Source organism: Roseburia hominis A2-183, assembly GCF_000225345.1.
Classification (GTDB): Bacteria; Bacillota; Clostridia; order Lachnospirales; family Lachnospiraceae; genus Roseburia; species Roseburia hominis.
On the sequence record NC_015977.1, the window covers coordinates 2895059 to 2917432 of the forward strand.

Sequence of the window (22374 nt, forward strand, 5' to 3'; positions counted from 1 at the left end):
CTTATTTTCCGTATTGACGCATTTCTTCGCCAATCGTATAATTAAGTTAGATACAGAGCATTTCTGTTATCAAAATATTGCCCGCCCACCATTGGCGACTTATAAATGATTGGCTCGAAAATATTGTTCGCTTACCGGAAGCGTCTAATAAATGTCCGGCTTGAAAATTATTTAGAAATAATTTCTGTTTTTGATATTGTGTTTTTATCACACATTGCATATACTATAAATACACAAAAAAGCCAAAAAAGAGGAGGTGTTAGTATGGCTACTTCAAGTATTACTCATAATTTTGTCGTATCCAATCCAAATAGCGTAAAGCGTTTTGTCGCAGCAATTGACGAAGCCGACCGTGACCGCACACCAAAGCAGACACTTCCCGGACGTCAGTTAACGAACCCACAGGAAATCTTAGCTTTAATGTCAAAAAGGAAGAAAAAACATGTCTGATAAATATTTTACCGTTAATATTCGGGCATATTTGGATAAAGACGAACCGACATATATCGGAGAGGAAAGTCTTTACGACTTACTCTCCGATTTTTCTTGTCCCAAAAATCCCGATGTGGAATACTTTTTATTACATAATGCGATTGAGTTTACCAAAAAAGATCAATCTATCACTTATCTGGTATTTGATGCTGAAGATGCTTCACTGGTTGGTTATTTTTCACTTACAATAAAACCAATCTCTGTCCGTGCTTCAAATATCAGCAAGACAATGGCAAAAAAACTGTCCCGTGTCAGTATTTTGGATGAAGAAACACAATCCTATACTACCGCAGCTTACCTGATCGCCCAGTTGGGAAAGAACTATTCTCTTCCAAAGGAAAAACGAATTCCTGGAAATATTCTACTGGGATTTGCACTGGAAACCATATCCAGTCTCAAATATTCCGTAGGTGGCGTTATGGAGTTTCTTGAATGCGAAGATAATGAATTTCTTCTGAGCTTTTATACGCAGAATCATTTCAAGCCATTTGATACGCGTATTACCGCTTCTCAGAATAATGAGCCACACACTCTGCATCAGCTTTTAAAATTTATTTGATTTAAAAATGCATGAAAAAAGCGACAGTCTGATTTACATTTTGTATTTCAGGAAACTGCCGCTTCTTTTTCTTCCTTATTCTGTTTTTTTTCCTCCAACTCCCGGAGGACTTCAGCGCCGTACTTATCAATCATCCGTACCAGAAAATCAATGCACCGCTCAAATTCAATATTCTGTTGCATAAGCTCCTCCCGTTATTGTTTTGATCTGAGCTTATTTTACAGAACCTGCCGGAAAACCACATTGAATAGAAATTGATTGTAAATTGACACAATCAATTTAAAAATATCCGCATTTTCTTGAATCGAATATATGTTCGTGTTATGATAGATATACTTAATCTTAACTACGAAAGGGGAATTTCTATTGAATCGATGCGATTTTTCTTCTATTAGCACTTGCTTAAAAAATCATATCAGCGAAAGTAATCAAATGAGTCAGCCTGATTTTTTATACGAATTATTTGAAGATTTTATGGATGATCCGGTAAATCAGGATTTTTCAATGGACAACGGTCTGGTTTGCCGCTGGATGACTGGTCAGGCTAAAATCAGTCCTAAAATATCCGCTTACTATTCCAAGCCATCCAATCAGGAAAAATTAGCCCATACCATCCACCAGAATCTTCTTCCACTGATGTCTGACTGTAATATGGCTATACAAGATATTTACACTTTATTCATTCAGGATGACAGCATCTCAGATGCAAAAAAGAAAAATCTGACTCCCTTATATAAACCAGCCAGTTCAAGACTGCTGTTTCTTGCAAAACTGATTTCTTTTGGCATGGAACGCCAATTCATCAAACGTAATACCAAAAATCAGAAGCTGCTCGCCGGAGGCGCTTTATCCCCCATTGTGCTGGATTATATTATGGACAGTGAGGTTCCGAAACCATGCCGTCATTTTATCGGAAGAGATAAAGAACTGGAAGAATTATATACCGTGCTTGAGGAAAACCGTCATGTTTTCCTTTGCGGAATCGCCGGAATCGGAAAAAGTGAACTTGCCAAAGCCTACGCAAAGCGGTACATAAAGCAATACACCAATATACTTTATATAGAATATACCGGCAATCTTCATCAGGATATTACTGACATGGATTTTATTGACGATCCGCCGGAAAGCACTGACCAGGAACGGTTTCAAAGACATAACCGTTTTCTGCGTTCCCTGAAATCTGATACTCTGCTTATCATAGATAATTTTAATGTCACTGCGACACAGGACAGCTTTCTGTCAGTAGTATTAAAATATCGCTGCCAGATTTTGTTTACAACCCGAAGCAAACTGGATGAATACTGTACTCTGCCATTAAAAGAAATAGAGGATATGAACGCTCTCTTCCAGCTGGCATCAGTATTTTATTCAGAGGCAGACACGTACCGGGCAACAGTTGAAAAGATCATCGAAACTGTTCACTCTCATACTTTTGCCGTGGAACTGGCAGCAAAACTTCTGGAAAATGGAATCTCAACTCCAGACCAGTTATTAACAAGACTTCAGGTGGAAAAAGCATCTTTCCATAACGAAGATAAAATTAAAATAATCAAAGATGGACAAAGCAGCAAAGCCACCTATTACAGTCATATCCATACGCTGTTTTCTTTATACACTTTATCTCTTGAACAGCAGGATATCATGTGTAATATGTGCTTTCTTCCTTCCACCGGTATTTCTGCCCGTATATTTGCCAAATGGCTGGAAATGCCCACACTAAATGAAATCAACGATTTAATTGAGACTGGTTTCGTTCAGACAACAACACGTCGCACCATCTCTCTGCATCCGATGATTCAGGAAATCACCCTTTCAGAGACAAAACCATCTGTAAGTAGCTGTCACATATTACTGGATTCTTTACAGAAAATATGTTTAATGCATGGAATTGAAGTCGATTATTACAAGAAGCTGTTTCAGACAGCAGGAAACATCATAGAATTGATTGAAAAAGATGATATACCAAAATATCTACTTTTTCTGGAAAATGTTTTTCCATATATGGATAATTATAATTACCAGAAAGGTATGAAAGCAATCATTCAGGAATTGAAAAATTTTTTGAAGCGTAAAGACATTGGCACCGATTCTGACCGGGCATTGTTACTGGATTTTCAGGCTACTCTTGAAATCAAGCCAGAAAAAGCAATAAAACTGGAAAAGGATGCACTTGCCCAGATAGAAAATATCACTGCTGACAATGCTCGCCTTGTTTCCAACCTTCATGCCAATCTCGGTGGACTTTACCGCATGAACGGTCATCCCGATCTTGCAAGAGAACACATGGAAAAAAGTATCTCACTGCTTGACCAATTTAACCTGCTTCATATAAATGACAGCATACCTCAGATTGCCAATTATGCAATGTTCCTGACAGAACAGCAGGAACCCGAAAGAGGCATCTCTGAATTGCAAAAATTATCCGGCATCATCAAGGAATACCATTCCGATGACTGTCTGGATTATGCCAAAGTACAGGAAACCCTTGGAACCATTTATCTGATGACTGCCAATCTTCCGCAAGCCAAAACACATTTTAAAAGAGCTTTCAAAATATATGAAAAGATCTGGGCTGATGAACCAGAAATGATTGGAGCAAAATATCAGGAAATTCAGGAGTTATATCCACAGATTGGATTTTGCATTGGAAAAAATCTATCCGGTCTTTTAACAAAATAAGCATAATTTACGGCGGGCAACTTGCCCGCCGTTATATTCAACTATTCGTCAAATAAATATATGCATCTTCCAAAGTGATATCATTATCCAGGACACAATTCTCATTTGGCTTTCCTTTGCTTAATACTTTCATATGAATTCCATTTTCTACATACTGCTTAGATGATATAGAATAATTGGCTTCTAACAAACGGGCTTCTTCTGCGTTTTGTACCGTACAATTCCAAACACAGCCCTTTGCATTTTCCAGCAACCCACTCACGCTTCCAGAATATAAAAAACTTCCCTTTTTCATAATGGCAAGCTGTGTACAGGTTGCTGCTAAATCTTCTACTACATGAGTGGAAAACAGCACAGTTCTATCCTTTGAAAAATCAACCAAAAGATTGCGGATCCTGATTCTTTCTTCCGGATCTAACCCGGTGGTAGGTTCATCAATAATCAAAAAATCCGGATTATTAAGAAGTGCCTGTATGAGTCCGACACGTCTCTTCATACCACCAGATAATTGCCGCATTTTTTTATTCTGATGCTCTGTAAGAGAAGTCTTTTCCAGATAATAGGTAATTCTTTGTTCGAGGTCATTTCTGGCTACTCCTGACAGTCCCCCCATATATACAAGACATTCTTTCACCGTAAGATTCGGATATAAGTCGATTTCCTGTGGAAGATAACCAATCTTTTTCTGTATTTTCTCATAATTTCCCTCGTTATACAGAATTCCATCAAGGGAAACCATTCCTTCCGTTTGTTTTAAAACAGTTGTAAGAACCCTCATCAAAGTGGTTTTTCCGGCACCATTCTCACCCAAAAGTCCGTAAATTCCCTTAGGTATTTCAAGAGATGCCTTATTTACTGCAACTACACCATTTTTAAATCTAACTGTTAAATCATTTATTCTAATACTCATAATCTATCCTCTTTTCTTTAAAGTCATTGGTAATACTGCAAATAAAAACAGCCCCGCTATAAAAGACACAAGCGTTCCATAAATCCAACTCTCGGACATTAATTGAGTAGGTTCACAAAAGCTGAAAGAAAACAATCCCAGATTTCCGAAAAATGAACTTCCCGCTTTTGATATAAGTCCAATGACAATTCCAAATAAACATCCAATACCTGCCCACATATTTCGAAGCAATGTACACAAAATCACAGAGCATATACTCCAAAGCCAGATAGTTCCAAACATTGCAATGAAATATAAAAGAAATATCTGAATACCCGAAATGCCTTCGTTTACACTGCCCGGTTTTTGCCAGAAAAACAAAACATATCCAACACAGGAAAGTATTAATAAATATAATATTTGAACGCCCACTCTCTGCGATATTACTTTTAACTGCTTTTTTTGATCATACAAATGAAATACATCGGCACGCTTACTTTTTACTTCCATCAAATATGTGTCACTACAAAAAATAATTGTTAAAAATGCTATTGGCGACTGAATCGCTGAACCGATTTCTTCATAGTATATAATCGGATGAATAGCACACAATATCAGTATAAATGCACATGAATAAAAAATCTTATATAACGACAGGCAGTTTTTTAGTTCCGTTTTCAATGAACCCTCCTCCTTTTCCAGATTGTAACAGAAATACATACTAATATAACTGATGAAATTACAAGAATAATCTGATTTATGTTTGACATTTTGGCTACATGTGTTTCAAAAAATCTGCCAGGGAATCGCACCATAATAGAGAACGGTCTCATATAATAAATATCATTCTTCATGGTCAGCATATTTGAATATATAATGTGTAAAAACAAGATTGGTGCTGCCGGAAGCGGATTTTTAAATATTAATGCTGTAATTGTATAGACACAACATATCATCAAAAGATTCGGAACAATATAGATCAGAGAATTCACGCAAAAATCAATTGGTGTTACTGGAAAGCCCGATTCTAAAGACGTTTTCAAACACAGCATAAAGAATATAACATTCAAAATCACTAATACTCCCAGCATACTAATGAATCCGCTTATTACTTTCCCACATATATATTGGATTGCCGTAACAGGCTTTGTATGTAATAATTCATAGGTACTTTTTCGTGTATCCTGAATAAATAAAAATGATAGCAAGACTGTTGCAAAAAAGGCCATATGCAATCCTGCAAAATCCGTAAATTTTTTGGCAAAGTACCAGGAAAAAGAATGTTCGGATAATTTCCGCTCGATATAATGATTGATTTCTTCTGCTGTCCCCTTATGAATTTCAAGGTCCTCATAAGCATATATTGCATTATAATAGCCATATTGGGATTCCAAAAACTCAGAAGCAGTCTTTACATCCATATTCTGAATTTCTTTCATTACATGATCTGCTTCCTGCCTGCTAAATCCAAAACCATTTTTGGAGGTGTCCATTAACGTCTCTTTGATCGTATCTTCCCACTCCCTTCTTCTTTCTTTATCATCAGATGTGGGAATGTACCCATCCATGACATCAGCATCTTCCAATGCTACGTCATTTTGTGTGATCTGTTCATTCTGTTTGATATAATGAATTTGCAAATACGATGACAGACATTGATACATACTGGCAACTATAATAATCAAGCCAATCCACAAAACAGGGTTCTTTAAATAATCAAGTATACTTCTTTTTATGATTGTTTTCATTGTATCTCTTCCTTTCTTTATTTCTTTAACAACATCATACAAATCAATTCTCAATAAATTCACAACAAAAAAGACTAAAACCACTTTATTTGTGATTTCAGCCTTATAAAGTATTTTTATTCAGCTTTGAAAAGAGCTTCTACATGAGCACCGCCTTGTCTGGCATTATATATTTTCAAATTTCCTCCATGCTTTTCACAGAAAATACGAGAAATATACATACCAAGGCCAAAATGCTTTAAATCATCTTGTGGATTCTTATGATAAAATGGCTCTGTTACTTTTTCCTCAGTATCCACAAATCCTATTCCATCATCTTCAACAGAAATTATAAGAAAACCATCCTTTTTCTTTATCTGCAAAGCAATACTTTTTTGTGCATATCGAACCGCATTTTCCAGTAAATTGTCTGTCACTTCCATGACAAGTTCCTCATCCACTTTCACAATGTTTTGTTCCTGCGCTCTTTCTACCTTACATAATTTACTTTCCTTCTTGGACAGCATGGCAGCTTCTGCCTCAATCTTTTTTGCCAGTTCCGATAATTCTATCTCTGAGCATTGCAGTTCCCTCTGTTCTAAATGGGACATTTTTCTCATGTTTTCCGTGAAATGCTCTATACGGTCAATCTGATACATGCCTGTTTGTAAGATATCAATAACATCCTCTGTTTTTATACTCTCAGCAGAAACAAACTCTAAGAGCATTTCCTGATACCCACGCAATATGGAAAGTGGAGAACGTATATCATGTGCAATTGCATTCCGCAAAGCCTTCTCGTCATCAATCATTCGCCACATCTTTCTGTTGTTATCTGCTAAATCACTTCGCATCATTTCAAATTCTTTACACAAAGTTCCCATCTCATCTTTATTTTCATAGGACACATGAAAATCCAGTTCATTATCTGCAATCATTTGTGAGGCATCTTTTAGTTCCTGTAGAGGTGTCTTTAACTTATTTTTATAAAAAAGGAATACCGCAGCAACACTCCCAACAATCGAAAAAATCAGTACCGAATATGTTTCCATAAAGTCACACATTTCCGAAAGATGATAGTCCAAACGATTCATCTGCGATTGATTAGGTCTTGATATCTCAATCTCGTATTTCTTTCCATATTGCTGAAACACGTCCGTATAATCTGCATAATCAATATATTTTTCCCATATTTTATTCTGCATATTTCTTGCAAAATGAACTGTAAATCCAGATAACAGAAATGCTGCCGTTAAGCTGATCACAAAATAAAGCAGAATTGTTTTTTTCAGTGACAAGTTTCTTATTTTTTCCATCGGTATCCAATCCCCCATACAGTTTCTATGTATTCTTTTTCTGAATAATCCGCTATTTTTTTCCTTATACGCCGTACTAATTCCGTTATCGTTCTACTGTCCCCTTCCGCATCATATCCACAGACTTGTGCATATATACGTTCTTTATCAAACACCTGCCCCGGATGCATGGATAAGAATTCAATAATCTGATATTCAATTTTTGTGAACTCCATCCTGTGTCCAGCTATAGCTACTATTTTTTCAGAATAATCAATCAGCATTTCATCCATGAAACGGTATTCCGTTTTTTGTTGATGCCTTTCTTCTCTCTTTATGTTTGTGACAATCCTTGCTTCCAACTCCCGAAGACTAAATGGTTTCGTAATATAATCATCCCCACCCGAAAGCAACCCATTAATTTTATCATCTTCATCAACTCTTGCTGTTAGAAACAAAATCGGACATAACACTTTACTGCGTATCAGACGACATACTTCAATCCCATCCATACGTGGCATGTTGATATCCAATAAAATAATATCCGGTTTCATTTTTATTTTATTTAATGCTTCCATTCCGTCTGTAGCCGTAATGGTTTCATATTGTTTCATATTAAAATAACTACAAAGCATTTTCACCAATTCTTTATCATCATCGACAACTAAAATCTTGTATTTCATCCAAACCACCTCCAGTATCCATATTATACGATAAAAAACAATGAAATCACAACAAGAGTACATGAAGAATGTACGCACAATATATCTTTTTTCTCAATTCCAGCTCAATTTCCACTCAATGTCTTTTACCTCCGATTTTCGTATGCTTATCTCACAGCAAAGCAGTACCACACCGGTATGACCTGCTGAATCAATCAATACGAAAACGGAGGTATTTTTTATGCGAGAACTCAAAAACACAAAAATCATCGCTGTAGATCATGGCTATGGCAATATGAAAACAGCAAACACCGTCACACCAACCGGAATCAAAGCCTATGAAACCGAACCAATCTTCACCGGGAATATTCTGGAATATAACGGCATTTACTACCGGATTGGCGAAGGACACAAAGAATTTATCCCGGATAAAGCTATGGACGAAGAATATTATCTTCTGACGCTAATGGCTATTGCAAGGGAACTGAATGTCTTTTCCATCCGTGAAGCAGATGTTCATCTGGCTGCCGGACTTCCTCTGACATGGATCAGAAATCAAAGAGAAGCTTTTCGTTCCTATCTGCTCCAGAATCCAGAAGTCCATTACCGTTTCAACGGCAAAGAATATCATCTCCACTTTGCGGGATGTAGCCTTTACCCACAGGGATATCCGGCTATTGTAAACCACCTTGAAAATTTCAAGGGAACTAATCTCCTTGCAGATATCGGAAACGGAACCATGAACATTCTGTATATTAACAATAAGAAAGCTCAGGAGAGCCGATGCTGGACAGAAAAACTTGGTGTAAACCAGTGCATGATTGCCGCAAAGAACGCTGTTCTGGACAAATTCGGAGTGAAAATTGAAGAATCCACAGTAGAACAGATTCTGCGGTTTGGAACAGCTGACATTTCAGCACCATATCTGGATTGTATCAGTTCTATTGCCAGACAGTATGTGGCAGAACTTTTTTCCACGCTCCGCAAATATGAATATAATCCTGACCTGATGCGCCTGTATGTGGTTGGCGGCGGTGGATGCCTGATCCGTAACTTCGGAACGTATGACAAATCACGAGTCACAATCATTGATGACATCTGCGCCACTGCCAAAGGTTACGAATCTCTGGCTTATATGAGCCTGAAAAGGAGGGGATAAACCATGCAGAACAATATCCGCAACACAAACCTGCGCTTTAATCTGGACAAAGAACAACAGCGGAGAGCCTGGGAATATTTACAGACGATGGACAGGCAGGATTTTAAATCTTACAGTCAGGTAATCTCTCTTGCACTGGTAGATTATTTTGACCGCTACTACCGCACACAGGCTGATTCTTATCTGGAAACAAGAGAACGGGAAGAACTTTTTGTGAAACAGATTGTAGATGCAGTGGAAAACAGTCTGAAACAGGAATTGCCACTTTTTCTTTCCGGACTGACTGTAGGCATGGCGCAAAGGGAGCCCCAAATCAGGGCGTCCTTTCCAACACCTGAAAATTCACAGCCGGATAATGATGTAGACTGGGATTTTCTTGGAGAATAACTGATTGGAGGTGAACACATGACGGACTTTCTGACAGCAGACACCAACCTGCCATCTTATATGATGTTTCCCCGTTTCCTTCTGGACATGGAAATAAACGAAACTGCCAAAATGCTTTATATTATCCTGCTCGACCGGGCAAGGCTTTCCCAGAAAAATGAGGGCTGGTCAGATATCGATGGTCATGTGTTCATTTACTTTACAATTGAAGCACTGGCAGAAGTTCTCCACAAAAGCCAGATGACGATTAAAACTGCTCTGGCAGTACTGGAAAAACAGGAGCTTATCTTCCGAAAACGGCAGGGACCCGGACAGCCCAATCGAATTTATGTAAAACTCCCAAAAGAAACCATCCACTATACAGACAGATTTCTTTCCCTAAGACAGACAGAAAACTGTCCTATTGACAGACAGGATTCTTTCCCTGATACAGACAGAAAACTGTCTGGTAATAAGAAAGAGATAAAAAAGAACAATTTAGCAATAAGAGGGAGTAAGGAGCCACTCTCACCCTATGGAAAATTTCAAAATGTTTTTCTGTCAGAAAAAGAGCTTGAAGATATCCGGCAGACAATCCCTGACTGGAAAGATTATATTGAACGCTTATCCGGTTATATGGCTTCTACCGGAAAACAATATCAGAACCATGCAGCTACCATCATCAGTTGGGCAAGACAGGATCATCCTGCTTCCCGGCAAAGAAATTACGAAAGTGAGGAATACGAAACACTATGACAAGATTTACAGGAAAAGCAACCGCTATAACACCAAACAGAGAGCTTCAGCCTGATGAATATTTTAACGAAACAGACCACCTGATCTACTGTTCTAAATGCAATACGCCAAGGCAATGCAGGCATAAATTACAGGGAAAGGTTCTTATTCCTTCCATCCGCTGTAAATGCCAGCAGGAAATCTTTGAGCAGGAAGAAGCCCAGAGAAAACTTCATGAAAAACAAATGGAAATAGAGCATCTTAAAACCAGCGGCTTACAGGACAAAGCACTCTATGACTACACTTTTGCCAGGGATAACGGCATCAATCCGGAAATAAAACTGGCACACAATTATGTAAGCAACTGGGAAGAGATGAAAGCAAACGCTTCCGGACTTCTCATCTGGGGTGATGTCGGTACTGGAAAATCTTTTTTTGCAGGCTGCATTGCCAATGCCCTTCTGGAAAAAGGCGTTCCTGTACTGATGACCAACTTTTCCCGAATTCTGAATACCCTTACCGGAATGCATTTTGAAGACAGAAACCAGTTCATCAACAGCTTAAACCGCTACAGTCTTCTGATTATTGATGATCTCGGAATTGAGCGGAACTCTGACTTTGCACTGGAACAGGTATTCAATGTGATCGACAGTCGTTACCGCAGTAAAAAGCCCCTGATCATAACGACCAATCTCACTTTATCAGAACTGAATAACGCCGCTGATATCGCACACAAACGAATTTATGACCGTATTCTGGAGAGATGTATTCCTGTCCGTATCAATAACCGGAATATTCGTCAGGACAATGCAACAGCTAATTTAAAACAGGCGAAAAAAATCCTGTTGAACAATCATGCTCCGAACCAGAATTGACTCGAAAAAGTATAACACAATGATTACTTTTCACTGACAGTGGTACTACTTTCTTTCCTCATTTATTACCGGAAATATGTCACTGTCAGTTATCTAAAACCATAGTACCAAACCAAAAGATTTTAAAACCAAAACTGCCCGGATACGGGCATAAAAAGGAGGTGCCAGATATGGCAGATAAAAAAATCATGACACCGGAAGAAAAAGCACTTTTACAGGCAAGACACCGCCAGGAAGAAGCCGAAGCAAGAAATCGCAAAAAAGAACGTGATGCCAGAACACACAGGTTAGTCCAGGAAGGAGCAATTCTGGAAAGTATTGTTCCCCATATTAAAGAAATGGATTTAGATTCCCTGAAACGGGAGCTGATGATCCGGCTACGGGGAATGTAAACGCACAAGTTCCACTCCCGAAGGGCGCACTTACTCACCACCTGATAAATCAGGCAGTGGTATCCCCTTCGGGGCTCGTGCGCTCTGCCGAGGGCTTTATCCGCTGTTGCAGGCAACATCGAAAGGAGGTGCCAGATATGGCAATTTATCATATGCAAGCCAAAGTCGTCAGCCGTGGTTCCGGTCGATCTGCTGTTGCTGCTTCTGCTTATATGAGCTGTAGCCGCATGTACAATGATTATGACGGCATCCAGCATGACTATACCAGAAAGCAGGGGCTGATCTATCAGGAGGTGATGCTTCCTCCAATGGCTCCATTGGAATGGAATGACCGGGAACAACTCTGGAATGCTGTGGAAGAAAACGAAAAGACCAAAGACAGCCGACTTGCAAGAGAATTTGTTGTCGCACTCCCCGTTGAGTTGGATAAAGACAGCAATATTTCTCTTCTTCAGGATTTTATTAAAAAGAATTTTGTAGATATGGGGATGTGTGCTGATTTTGCCATTCACAATACAGATGGTCACAATCCCCATGCACACATTCTTCTTACTGTCCGACCACTAAATGAAAATGGAACATGGCAGTATAAAACCGAAAAAGAATATCTCTGTATCAAAGATGGAGAAGAAAAAGGATTTACTGCTTCTGAATTTAAAACTGCTCAGAAACAGGGATGGGAAAAGCAATATCGCTATAAAGTTGGGAAAAAGAAAGAATATCTGACTTCCTCTGTTGCACAGGAAAAAGGATATGAACGGAATGATAAACACCCCAAGAGCAGCCGATATGGCAGACAGAATCCTATTTCCGAACAATGGAACAGTGATGAACAACTTTGCATCTGGCGGGCAAACTGGGCAGATGCCGTAAATGAAATGCTTGCACGTAATCAGATAAATGCTACCATTGATCACCGCAGCTTTGCAGATCAGGGAATCACCGAACAGCCAACCATCCATGAAGGCTACATTGCCCAGAATATGGAAAAGAAAGGCATGATAGCAGACCGCTGTGAAATCAACCGTCAGATTCGTGCGGATAACAAAATGCTCCGAGAATTAAAAGCAAAAGTAGCAAAACTGGCTGAAGCTGTAGAAAAGTCTATTCCAATAATTGCAGAAACATTGGAAGCAATCCGAAATCACATGATTTTTACACAATATCATTTGCTCCACAATGAGATGCAAAAAGAAGTGATCCATGACTGGATGAATCATTTTAATCCAATACTGAATAAATACAACACCGTTAAAAAGAAACTCAAAGCTAAAGTTACAGAGCGGAAAGAACTGAATGTGAAAAAAGAGAAAACCAGTATTTTGAATCCCATCCAGCATATAAAATTGAATCAGCAGCTTACCACTATTACCGAAGAAATCGAAGAACTGAAATCAAGGAAAGAGCAGCTAATCTTCCAAGCAGAATGCTCTACCGATAAAGATATGACGAATCTATCCAAAAAATATGACCAGATGAATAACAATCTGGATATCCTGGATTCTCAGGACATCTCGCTCAAAAAACAGCTTGAAAAAGATGCCGCCGCTTTCCGGGAAGAAAAATTTCGTCCTGAACCAGAACAGTACACAGAATTGCTGGATACCAGAATCCAGATACGTCCTGATTTTCGGGATAAGCTGATTGAACAACTCAAAGGTACTTTCGGTAAATATTACGACTATCACCGTCGTGATATTGCCGCCAATGAGGTGGATTATCTCAATGTGGAGGATCCTGATGTTTTCTCCCATCGTGCATGGGAACTTAAATATCAGAGAGAACAGGAAATGCGGCGAAATCAGTCTGCTCGGACTAAGAAAAGGTCACATGATATGGAATTGTAATCATCTAAAGTATTGTCCTGGCACCATAAATGGTGCCGAGACAATGAATAATATTCACACATTATTATTTTAATATTCCAACTATTTACTTTTATTTGAAATCTAAGTCATAGTCTAGCATTTTCAATGCCTATACTATCAACATTCTTTTTCTTCGATTAAATAGACACTGTCTGCTAAAACAATCAAGCTACAACGATTTTACTGTTCAATCTTTTTCTGTATGAAATGTTCAATAACATTATTGAACATAATGTCATCAAATTTTTCTCCTGAAAATACGTTATCACAAATTTCTATTAACCAATCGACATCTTTGACCGGAAGCTTGTTCTTCAATAAACAAAGCATTTCCGTAATGTTGAGCTGAATATCTTGCGTTTGAGCTGCAAGATAACACGCATCTTCTGGTTCCGTCAACAACTCCACAGATTTAGAATATATCCATAGTTCTTCTGCAATATATCCTATTGGAAGTTCATCGACATCGGTGACTTTTTTTTCAGGCAAATCATATTTTTCACTAAAGCAGTCAAGCATTTGTGCTGTCACATTCACAGGATATGGAGGCACCAGTTTATCAAGCAATGAATGATTTTCTGATTCGATTGCCTTCTTGACGTCAACGAGCATCCGTCGAGGGAACTGTAAAGCAGTAGAATCTATTTCTTTGGACTCGTTTGCAGATAATATGACTAGGTAATCAAAGGGAGCATCAGCAAATGCGATACAGCCCAGAAGCCATTCGGTTAAATTGCTTTCCGATGCCATATCAAAATTACCAACTATGATGGGATAATAGCTCAACATGTCAATGGTGTAAATCTGATCAGGAAAATGAATCGAATACTTTGATTCTAATTCCGACAATCCGTCTTCTACTATCTTTCTCTCATCCCGACAATGCCCGTCATACCAATTGCTAATTTGATATTTATTAAAATACTTATTTGGCGAATGTGTCTGGTAGTAGCTACAGCACATTATTAGTCGCTCTATGTTTTGTGTTTCCATAACACAAATAGTCAACTGTCTTTCCTGAAAGCTAAAATCAATTGCAATTTCTGCAAAGTAATTCTGCATTGTCACAAGAGCACTTTGAGCTATTGTGAGGTTAACCATAGCCAATCTTTGTTTTTGTTCATTCTTAATGAGGAACCCTGCAAACTGATTCATAAAGTTTTGTATGCTTTGAAAGTATTTACTCTTTATTTTTCCTAACCTCTCGGGCACTGTAGCTTTTTCTTCAAAAGGACGATCTTCTTTAGGATATCGCTTTTCACCAGTAGTAATTAGGGCAAATTCTTCACGAAGTTGATCTACCTCCCCGGCCAAACTCCCTAATGGTTTTCCGCCAAGGAGTTTGTAAATACAGGCACAGCACTTATCTGCAAGCAAACATATATGTTCTCTCACATCAAACCAGTAATTTAACCATTCTGTCGCGGTATCAAATTCGTAATTGCTCATAATGGTCTTGTTCCATAGCGACGTAAGATTCTGATGGAACATGATTACAATATTTTTAATGGGCATTTCTTTATGTGCATCGTCGGGAACAGGATAAGCCGAGAGCAAATCAACTGTCGGCTTGAGAGCATCCGCGCAATACAAATCAAAAATAGGCAAGGCTTTACAAAGGAATTTCAGCCTTGAGACGCTCTGCTCATTTCCCGTTTTAATATTGTGCAATCGAAGGATATATTCAATGTGAATCGCTTTTTTTTCGGAATCAATAAATACCCTATGTGATCTGGTCCACTGCTTAAGGTACGTAAGAATACTCTTAAGATTTCGTTCCACAAATTCCATATATTTCTCTCTGTTCCCGCAGTAGGAGAGATACATCAGCGTAGAAACGCACTCCAGCGTCAATTTTTCTGGCTTGCTCCAAAGATCGTCCAGAGAAAATCCGGCCGATACATTCCACTCTGGATTGATGTTATAGATCCACTCAGAAATGGAGGTATAGGACGTGATGTCCTTTATTCCGTCAAAACGAAAGGTGCGCATTTTCCTATATAAACAATCGCAGAAAATATAGACATACGTTTCCTGCAAACAGCAGGTGGGAATACGCTCCCGTAATCGGCAAAGATATTCTATATTCTTATTATCCGGAAATGTTTCCCGCATTTTGTCCAGCGTATCCATCGACACACCGAAATCCTCGAATACAGCAAAGGGGCACATTTCGGTCGATAGAAGAAAAAGACCGCCGTGGGCATCTGCATCGTCAAACGCAGCCCGGTTAGAAAGGAAATACTGCATCACACTCCCTGAAAAAAGCCCCTGTATTGCAGAAGTATAGTTTGAAAGGTCTTTTTCATCCCATAGACTCTCGACCGCATCGCGGAAAAACGTTTCTTTGTTCAGGGTAAACTCCGGCAGATGAGAAAACAGTATCGATAGGTCCGCTTTGTCCGCCATTTTCATAACTGAAATGGCGGTATTGTCAATTGGCAGGAATTCATGCAGCCTCTTAACAACGTGCTTTGACCGAATGGGATGTAGCCCCTCAATATACCCACTCTCTTCATTTACATGCACAAGGAACTCCGATTCCATACCTTTTAAAAGCTCCCCAAAATCCGAGCCAGAGTCTTCTGATTGACTCGCAGAAAGTTTGATAGCAGAAAGCCTGACTCCGCAAAGATCTGCAAAACATACTTTGCGTAAGATTTCACATTTTGCTTTGCCAGAAGATGATTGTCCTATTTCGGATATTTGTGAGGCTATTCTTTCTGATAACATCTCACCATGAGTAAGCAAGTAGACATACTCTATAAGTAGTTGCCTTTCTGCAATCTTATTCCATGCTCTTTGCCAGCTTGTTATGCTTGGGTGAAGTTGCTTAGCCTCTCTGAATAGATTGAATATCTCTATTGCTTCCTTTTCTTCTAAAACCGGCTTAATTACTTTCAAAGACTGGATATTGCTCAAGTCACCACTATAATTATACCAATCCATCTCTCGCGATGTGATGAGCAACTTATAATGACAATGCAATTCGGATTGTAAGAGCTGAACAAGATAATTCCATTTGCTGAGATGGTTATCCAGATTGTCAATTAAGATAAGAATCTTTTCACCAAGCTGAATTCTTGCTTTGAAATATTGGACAATATTCCCAATTTCTTTTATCTCATCACACCATAGTAACTGATATGGTATATATTCATTTTGGAGAATATAAGCTGCCCGCAAAGCCAGCGTGGTTTTTCCTTGCCCACTAGAAGCTTTAATTACAGTAACCATGTTTTCGCAAATAGAATTAATAACATCTTTTTCTAAACTCGGTCGTTTGATTGGAAACCCACTTACTATATCTGCTGGTGTTGCTTTTTTCCCTTCGTAAAAACTACACCCTTCATCAATGCTAGGCTTAGAGTAGTCCAGTTTACGAATCCAACTATGAGCTGGATTTTGAGGACCCTTACTGATATCTATTTTGACAGATTGGATTTTGGAATCTAATTCTGCTTTTGTCACATAGGCCCGCTGCTCCATTTTTTCAAAGCAAAGAATTTTTATGCTATTTGCAAATAATGAAACATTGTCTGTGTTAATCTCATAAATTCTAATTAAGGTTTTTTCAATTTCAGTAGCAAGTATAGATTTTTCAATCTTCTCAAATGACAGATGTGAAATAAATTTATCGAAATCATAAACAGACCAATTCCAAGAAGGATTGTTTTTCTTGATATTTGAAATCACGCCAGCCCAATGGGTGCGTGATTTTTCGTCTAACTTAGATGCAAATATCTTACTTAGATGGCCTTTTGCAACAGGGAAATCGTAAACAAGCTTAAAAAATCTATTTTGATCCAGCAAATATGCTTCAAGAAAATTTTTGAGCACATCAGTTAAAAAGCTGGCATCCTGTTTGTTGACAGAATATTTCAACTGTATATGAGTAATATCATTACTACCATTTTTCTGCATGATACAATCAATATCTTCAATCCCCTCAAGCTGGAAAAAATTGCTTGGATTTGATGACGAAAGAATTAAATAACACGAATACAAAAATTGATATGAATACCCCCTGAGTGCAATTTGTCCGCCATCCCTAGAAATACTTAATTCCTGAATATTTGCTTTTGGAGCTGTAATCTTTTTGTTTTTCTTCTTTGTGCTTTTTCCCATATTTTTCCTTTCGTTCTCTTATTACATCTACACGTGCTCTAATCTGTACTTATCAAATTTTCCAATTCAGAATATCGAACGATTCTATTTCTATTAGGAAGTTTAATGGCATTCATCAATTCCATTTCCTTGTAATGAATAAAACATTTTAGATACTATAATAAAAAAATCCCGTTGCTTTAATAATACCATCTTCTTAACCCATTTTCTATATAATCTCTTCCAAACAGCGAAAAGCTCCCGAAGGAGCTTTCCATTACCTTAAATATACACTAATTCTTTTAACACAATCTCTTCTGCAGCATTCCGGATATTGTTTACCGCTCTGACCCATTCCATCTGATCACGAGCTTTCAATTCTTCCGTAATGCCCTGCTGCTCCATCATCTGACGTACCAGAATATCCATTCTCTCCTGTGCTTCATCGTCCACAAGATTCAGATGTTCCACCAGTCTGTCTTCCAACATATACAGTGAATACATTGCCAGACGATGCTCTTTCAGATATGTTTTCCGCATCATTCCATATTTCCCATAATGCGGTTCTTCATCTGTACTGACAAGATTCGGATAGTAAATTCCGTCTGCGCCAAGTGTGTAGGTTCCACCCATTTTTTCAAATGTGCTTTTCATGTGTTATTCCTCCTTGAAATCAGCGATGTCCTTAGATCATCGCAAAATATTTCAGGGCAGCCTTGATAGCTTCTTCCTTCTCTTTCGGGCATTGTGGAACTCTTGCATTTTCTGATTTTGGAAGATTATAGTTTTCTCCCACTTCAATTCCACATTTGCGTTTTACCTGAGAAATATATAAACTTGAAACCTTCAAGCCAAATTCTTTCAGCACATAATCTTTGATTTCCTGATAGGTTGCTTTCAACTCGGCACTGGTAGCATCCAGCTCGTCCAGGTCTAAGTCGATCTCTATCGTGTCATCCGGCTTCTGTTGGGACAAAAGAACAACTGTCTCAACGTGTTTCGTCCACGGGAACATATCCACCGGCTGGCACTCCTGTGCCCGGTAGCCATGCTTTGTGAGATACAAAAGATCCCGCGCCAGCGTCTCCGGATTGCAGGAAACGTAAACGACACGCTTCGGTGCCAGCGTCACCACCGAGGAGAGGAACGCCTCATCGCTTCCGGCGCGCGGCGGATCCATGAAGACGACATCCACCTCGTCTGCTCCGCTCTTCTCTCCGCGCTTCGCATCCGCGCGGTATTCCGCCATCTCTACCATGAACTGTCCCGCGTCTGCGTTGTAAAATTCGATATTTTTGACGTTGTTACACTTCGCATTTTTCACCGCATCGCGCACGGCATCGCGGTTTAATTCTACACCGATCACTTTCTTCGCTGATTTCGCGGCAATAATGCCAATCGTGCCGGTGCCGCAGTACGCATCCACAACCGTCTCGTTTCCGGTCAGCGCCGCATATGCAATGGCTTTTCCGTAGAGGAGCTCTGTCTGCACCGGATTGACCTGGTAAAACGACTTCGGCGAAATGCGGAAGGTGCATCCACAGAGCGTATCCTCAATGTAGCCCTTACCGTAGATCACACTCTCCTTGTCGCCCAGCACCATGCTGGTGCGCTTGTCGTTCACGTTGACGATCACGGTCGAAATCTCCGGGTGAAGTTCCCGCAGCGCCATCACAAAATGATTCTTCGATGGCAGTACCGGCGAGCCAAGCACCAGGACAACCATCACCTCCCCGCTGTGGAACCCGCGGCGCACCAGCACATGGCGCAGCAGACCGTAACCGGTGTCCTCATCGTATGTCTTAATTTTAAAAGAATGCAAAAGCCCCCGGATATCACGGATGATCGCGCCGGACAGCTCATCCTCGATCTGACAGGCATCGATATTGATGACCTCATGCGTTCCCGCTTTGTATACACCCGAAATGATCCCTCCCGGTGCCGGCTTTGCCGCTAATCTTCCCTTTTTGCCGTTTCCCTGTTTTCCGTTTGCGGCTTTACCGTTCCCACGAACGCCGGGACGACTGCCACGCTTTTTTTCAATATCAAATACGGCGTGCACCTTGTTCCGATAATGATACGGCTCGTCCATCCCCAGAATCGGCAGCACTTTGCAGAATGATCCGACCTGCTTTTGCACATATGCCTGCTTCTCCTTGAGCTGCTTCTCATACGGCATGCCTTGATAGTCACATCCACCGCATTTCTTCGCGTAAGGACAGACCGCATCTGCGCGCTCCGCCGGCTTATTCAGTTTTGCCGGTCTCGACGATTTTGCCGGTTTCGACGATTTTTCCGATTTTGTCTGCTTTCCCGTGTTTGCCGCCTTTGCCGACTTTGCCGACTTTGCCGGTTCCAACATTTTTTCCTGCGTTCCCCGCCGTTCTTCTTTCTTCTTATTTATCTGCATTTTCTTTTTCATATCTGCTCACTCCTGTGGTTCTTCCAATGTCACAAAGACCGGTTCGTGTTCCAGCGCCGGAACAATTTTTTCCCACATGTCTTTCTGTCTTATGCGAAGGCTGGACGTGTTGATGCACGGATGGCACCCGATGTAGTCGCCTTTCAGCACATCCCGGTCCACCAGAAGCTGGACACGGTGTTCCCTGTCGTTCATCAGACCGAGCACACTGACCGACCCGGGCGTGATGTCTAAAAACTCCTCCATATACGTCTCTTTTGCAAAAGACAGGCGCGACGAATGGATCTGTGCCGACAGATCCTTTGTCTTAAACTTCTTATCTCCCGGTATCATCAGCAGGTAAAATGTTGTCTCCTGCCGGTTGCACAGGAACAGATTCTTGCAGATCATTGCGCCGAGCGCTTCGTCGACATCTGCACACTCTTCCATCGTCATTGCCGCCTCGTGGTCGATGCGCTCATATTCGATATTCAGTTTATCCAGAAAATCGTACGTCCGGACTTCTTTTTCCAGACGTCCCGCGCAGTCGGCAGGACGTCCCTTCTCTAATTTTAACATATGCTTACCTCGCTTTTTTCATCATACATCAGGAATGATCGCTTGAAAAGCTTTCTTTTTCGATGCAAAAGACTGTCAAAAGAAACAGTAGTAAAATGACGCCGAGCAACAGTAAAACCGTCTTTAACCCCCACCGGTCTGCAAGTGCTCCCGCCAGCGGGAACAGCACAATCATGACGATGGAAAAGCACATGCTGTCGACCGAGATCAAGGTTGCCCTCTGCTCTGACGGAATCAGTGCGTTCAGGGAGTCCGACTGGATCGGATACAACGCCGCGTTCGCAAATCCGGCACACATAAGAGCCGCTATCGCCACGCCCGCCTTCCCTGCTCCGTAGCAGAGTATTGCCCCCGCAATGATAACCGTCTCCGGTATCAGGCACTTTTTCCCAAACCACCGGTACATTTTTTCACTGACGAGAGCACCAAGGCAGGAAGCGCCTCCCACGAGCAGCATAATAACACTGATCTGCACTTTATTGTAACCGAGATCCGCGAAATATTGCTGGCTGTAGAAAAACAGCAGCGTGTGCGCCGCAAAAACGACAGAATAGAAGCCGATGATTTTTCCGATTCTGACATCCTTTTGCAGGATACACGCACTGACTGCAAAATGATGCTTCACGGTCTCCCGGATCGTTCTCTGTGCCGGAGTTCCTTCCGCCGCATCTTCCACACCCTCCCCGGCCGTATCAGCTGCCTCACCGCACTGCGTCGGCTCCGCCATCCACAGTACCGGCAGCAATGCCAGCACCGCAATCACAACACATGCCGCATAGCACCAGAAATAGGAGAATTCTGCCAGCGCACCGCCGGCGACCGTCGCAAGCCCCTGCGCCACTTCGATCAGCACATTGAGTCTTCCATAGACACCCATGTAGTGTTCTTCCTGCCCCAGGCACTTCATGCTGTCATATACAAGCGCTTCCTCCGAGCCGGAGTTTAAATTATTTCCAAGTGCCTGTACGACAAAGCTTACCGCAAAACACCCGAAACTTTTTGAGAACAGCATGATCACGCAGGAAACCGCGATGCAGATGTTGCTCAAAATCATGCAACGTTTTCTGCCCAACAGATCGGCTGCAGCCCCGGAAGGAATCTCACACACAATGCTTGTCGCATGGTAAATTCCCTCCAGTAGTCCGATCTGTGCCAGGTGCATCCCGCAATATGCGAGATACAGCACCCAGATCGAGCTTTGCATGTTCATATTGGAAAGAAACGTATGGACATAGTCCAGCCCAACATTTCTCTTAAGTCGAAGATTCTGTTTTTCGTTCATCTGTAATTCCTCTTTTCTTTTTATTGTTATCAATAAAATGAAAAAACAGCCCGATCCCACACCTTTGCGAGATCAAACTGTTTCGGAATTACTGCCGCATTTTTCTTTGTACAGAAACGCTAAACCTTCTTAAAAAAGGGCGCAGTAATCCCGTACACGCGAAAAATATCTGTTTTTGACAATGCACTGCTGCTGCAGACCGGTGCATAACCCAGACCGTTCATCCTGCGTCCTCCTTTCTTTTCCTCAAAATCCAATTCAGTATACGTCAATTTCTATCTGCTTGTCAATCCCACGCACTGACCTC

At 40.5% G+C, this 22374-nt stretch carries 20 protein-coding genes; 9 read left to right on the top strand and 11 right to left on the bottom strand.

What is annotated here, in order from left to right:
- Nucleotides 1-105: 105 nt before the first annotated feature.
- Nucleotides 106-450, top strand: a complete 345-nt coding sequence (locus RHOM_RS12925) for a hypothetical protein (protein WP_005348506.1) — start codon at nt 106-108, stop codon at nt 448-450.
- Nucleotides 443-1051, top strand: coding sequence for a hypothetical protein (locus RHOM_RS12930; protein WP_005348504.1), 609 nt, complete (start codon nt 443-445; stop codon nt 1049-1051). Before RHOM_RS12925 ends, RHOM_RS12930 begins: the two co-directional genes overlap by 8 nt.
- A 47-nt stretch (nt 1052-1098) precedes the next feature.
- Here RHOM_RS12930 and RHOM_RS18140 read toward each other — a convergent pair whose 3' ends face one another.
- Nucleotides 1099-1233: a hypothetical protein gene (locus tag RHOM_RS18140; RefSeq protein ID WP_014080775.1), complete on the bottom strand. Its 135-nt coding sequence runs from the start codon at nt 1231-1233 to the stop codon at nt 1099-1101.
- A gap of 250 nt (nt 1234-1483) precedes the next feature.
- On the opposite strand from RHOM_RS18140, the gene RHOM_RS12935 reads away from it, so the two are divergent.
- Nucleotides 1484-3730 carry a tetratricopeptide repeat protein gene (locus RHOM_RS12935; protein WP_014080776.1) on the top strand — a complete coding sequence of 749 codons (2247 nt, stop codon included), beginning with the start codon at nt 1484-1486 and terminating at the stop codon, nt 3728-3730.
- A gap of 37 nt (nt 3731-3767) precedes the next feature.
- Here RHOM_RS12935 and RHOM_RS12940 read toward each other — a convergent pair whose 3' ends face one another.
- The 5 genes from RHOM_RS12940 to RHOM_RS12960 form a co-directional block, all read right to left on the bottom strand.
- Entirely contained in the window at nt 3768-4640 is an 873-nt protein-coding gene (locus tag RHOM_RS12940) for an ATP-binding cassette domain-containing protein (protein WP_005348496.1), read from the bottom strand.
- Between the two features lie 3 nt (nt 4641-4643).
- The gene (locus tag RHOM_RS12945) at nt 4644-5300 is read right to left on the bottom strand and encodes a hypothetical protein (RefSeq protein WP_008705633.1); all 657 of its coding nucleotides are present in this window, start codon (nt 5298-5300) and stop codon (nt 4644-4646) included.
- Nucleotides 5297-6367, bottom strand: a complete 1071-nt coding sequence (locus tag RHOM_RS12950) for an ABC transporter permease subunit (RefSeq protein ID WP_009265790.1) — start codon at nt 6365-6367, stop codon at nt 5297-5299. The genes RHOM_RS12945 and RHOM_RS12950 overlap by 4 nt, the downstream gene beginning before the upstream one ends.
- Nucleotides 6368-6483: 116 nt before the next feature.
- On the bottom strand, nt 6484-7662 hold the full coding sequence (locus RHOM_RS12955) for a sensor histidine kinase (RefSeq protein WP_014080777.1): 1179 nt from the start codon (nt 7660-7662) through the stop codon (nt 6484-6486).
- Nucleotides 7650-8324 (bottom strand): response regulator transcription factor, encoded by a 675-nt coding sequence (locus RHOM_RS12960; protein WP_014080778.1) that lies wholly within the window; start codon nt 8322-8324, stop codon nt 7650-7652. The genes RHOM_RS12955 and RHOM_RS12960 overlap by 13 nt, the downstream gene beginning before the upstream one ends.
- Before the next feature lie 220 nt (nt 8325-8544).
- Here RHOM_RS12960 and RHOM_RS12965 point away from each other — a divergent pair, with 220 nt between their 5' ends.
- The 6 genes from RHOM_RS12965 to mobQ all read left to right on the top strand — a co-directional run bounded on the left by RHOM_RS12965 (nt 8545) and on the right by mobQ (nt 13677).
- The gene (locus RHOM_RS12965; RefSeq protein ID WP_014080779.1) at nt 8545-9462 is read left to right on the top strand and encodes a ParM/StbA family protein; all 918 of its coding nucleotides are present in this window, start codon (nt 8545-8547) and stop codon (nt 9460-9462) included.
- Between the two features lie 3 nt (nt 9463-9465).
- Nucleotides 9466-9849 carry a hypothetical protein gene (locus RHOM_RS12970; RefSeq protein WP_014080780.1) on the top strand — a complete coding sequence of 128 codons (384 nt, stop codon included), beginning with the start codon at nt 9466-9468 and terminating at the stop codon, nt 9847-9849.
- A gap of 18 nt (nt 9850-9867) precedes the next feature.
- On the top strand, nt 9868-10584 hold the full coding sequence (locus RHOM_RS12975; RefSeq protein WP_014080781.1) for a replication initiator protein A: 717 nt from the start codon (nt 9868-9870) through the stop codon (nt 10582-10584).
- Nucleotides 10581-11438 carry an ATP-binding protein gene (locus RHOM_RS12980; protein WP_014080782.1) on the top strand — a complete coding sequence of 286 codons (858 nt, stop codon included), beginning with the start codon at nt 10581-10583 and terminating at the stop codon, nt 11436-11438. The genes RHOM_RS12975 and RHOM_RS12980 overlap by 4 nt, the downstream gene beginning before the upstream one ends.
- A 170-nt stretch (nt 11439-11608) precedes the next feature.
- Nucleotides 11609-11830: a DUF3847 domain-containing protein gene (locus RHOM_RS12985; protein WP_014080783.1), complete on the top strand. Its 222-nt coding sequence runs from the start codon at nt 11609-11611 to the stop codon at nt 11828-11830.
- 137 nt (nt 11831-11967) lie between these two features.
- Nucleotides 11968-13677: a MobQ family relaxase gene (gene mobQ / locus RHOM_RS12990; protein WP_014080784.1), complete on the top strand. Its 1710-nt coding sequence runs from the start codon at nt 11968-11970 to the stop codon at nt 13675-13677.
- Nucleotides 13678-13878: 201 nt separating this feature from the next.
- Here mobQ and RHOM_RS12995 read toward each other — a convergent pair whose 3' ends face one another.
- From RHOM_RS12995 to RHOM_RS13015, 5 genes are all read right to left on the bottom strand, one after another.
- Nucleotides 13879-17826 carry a P-loop NTPase gene (locus RHOM_RS12995; RefSeq protein ID WP_014080785.1) on the bottom strand — a complete coding sequence of 1316 codons (3948 nt, stop codon included), beginning with the start codon at nt 17824-17826 and terminating at the stop codon, nt 13879-13881.
- Nucleotides 17827-18087: 261 nt separating this feature from the next.
- Nucleotides 18088-18459: a TnpV protein gene (locus RHOM_RS13000; protein ID WP_014080786.1), complete on the bottom strand. Its 372-nt coding sequence runs from the start codon at nt 18457-18459 to the stop codon at nt 18088-18090.
- A gap of 31 nt (nt 18460-18490) precedes the next feature.
- On the bottom strand, nt 18491-20227 hold the full coding sequence (rlmD, locus tag RHOM_RS13005) for a 23S rRNA (uracil(1939)-C(5))-methyltransferase RlmD (protein WP_014080787.1): 1737 nt from the start codon (nt 20225-20227) through the stop codon (nt 18491-18493).
- Nucleotides 20228-20233: 6 nt separating this feature from the next.
- Nucleotides 20234-20785 (bottom strand): prolyl-tRNA synthetase associated domain-containing protein, encoded by a 552-nt coding sequence (locus tag RHOM_RS13010; RefSeq protein ID WP_014080788.1) that lies wholly within the window; start codon nt 20783-20785, stop codon nt 20234-20236.
- A 28-nt stretch (nt 20786-20813) separates the two neighbouring features.
- Entirely contained in the window at nt 20814-22067 is a 1254-nt protein-coding gene (locus RHOM_RS13015) for an MFS transporter (protein ID WP_014080789.1), read from the bottom strand.
- Between the last annotated feature and the right edge of the window lie 307 nt (nt 22068-22374).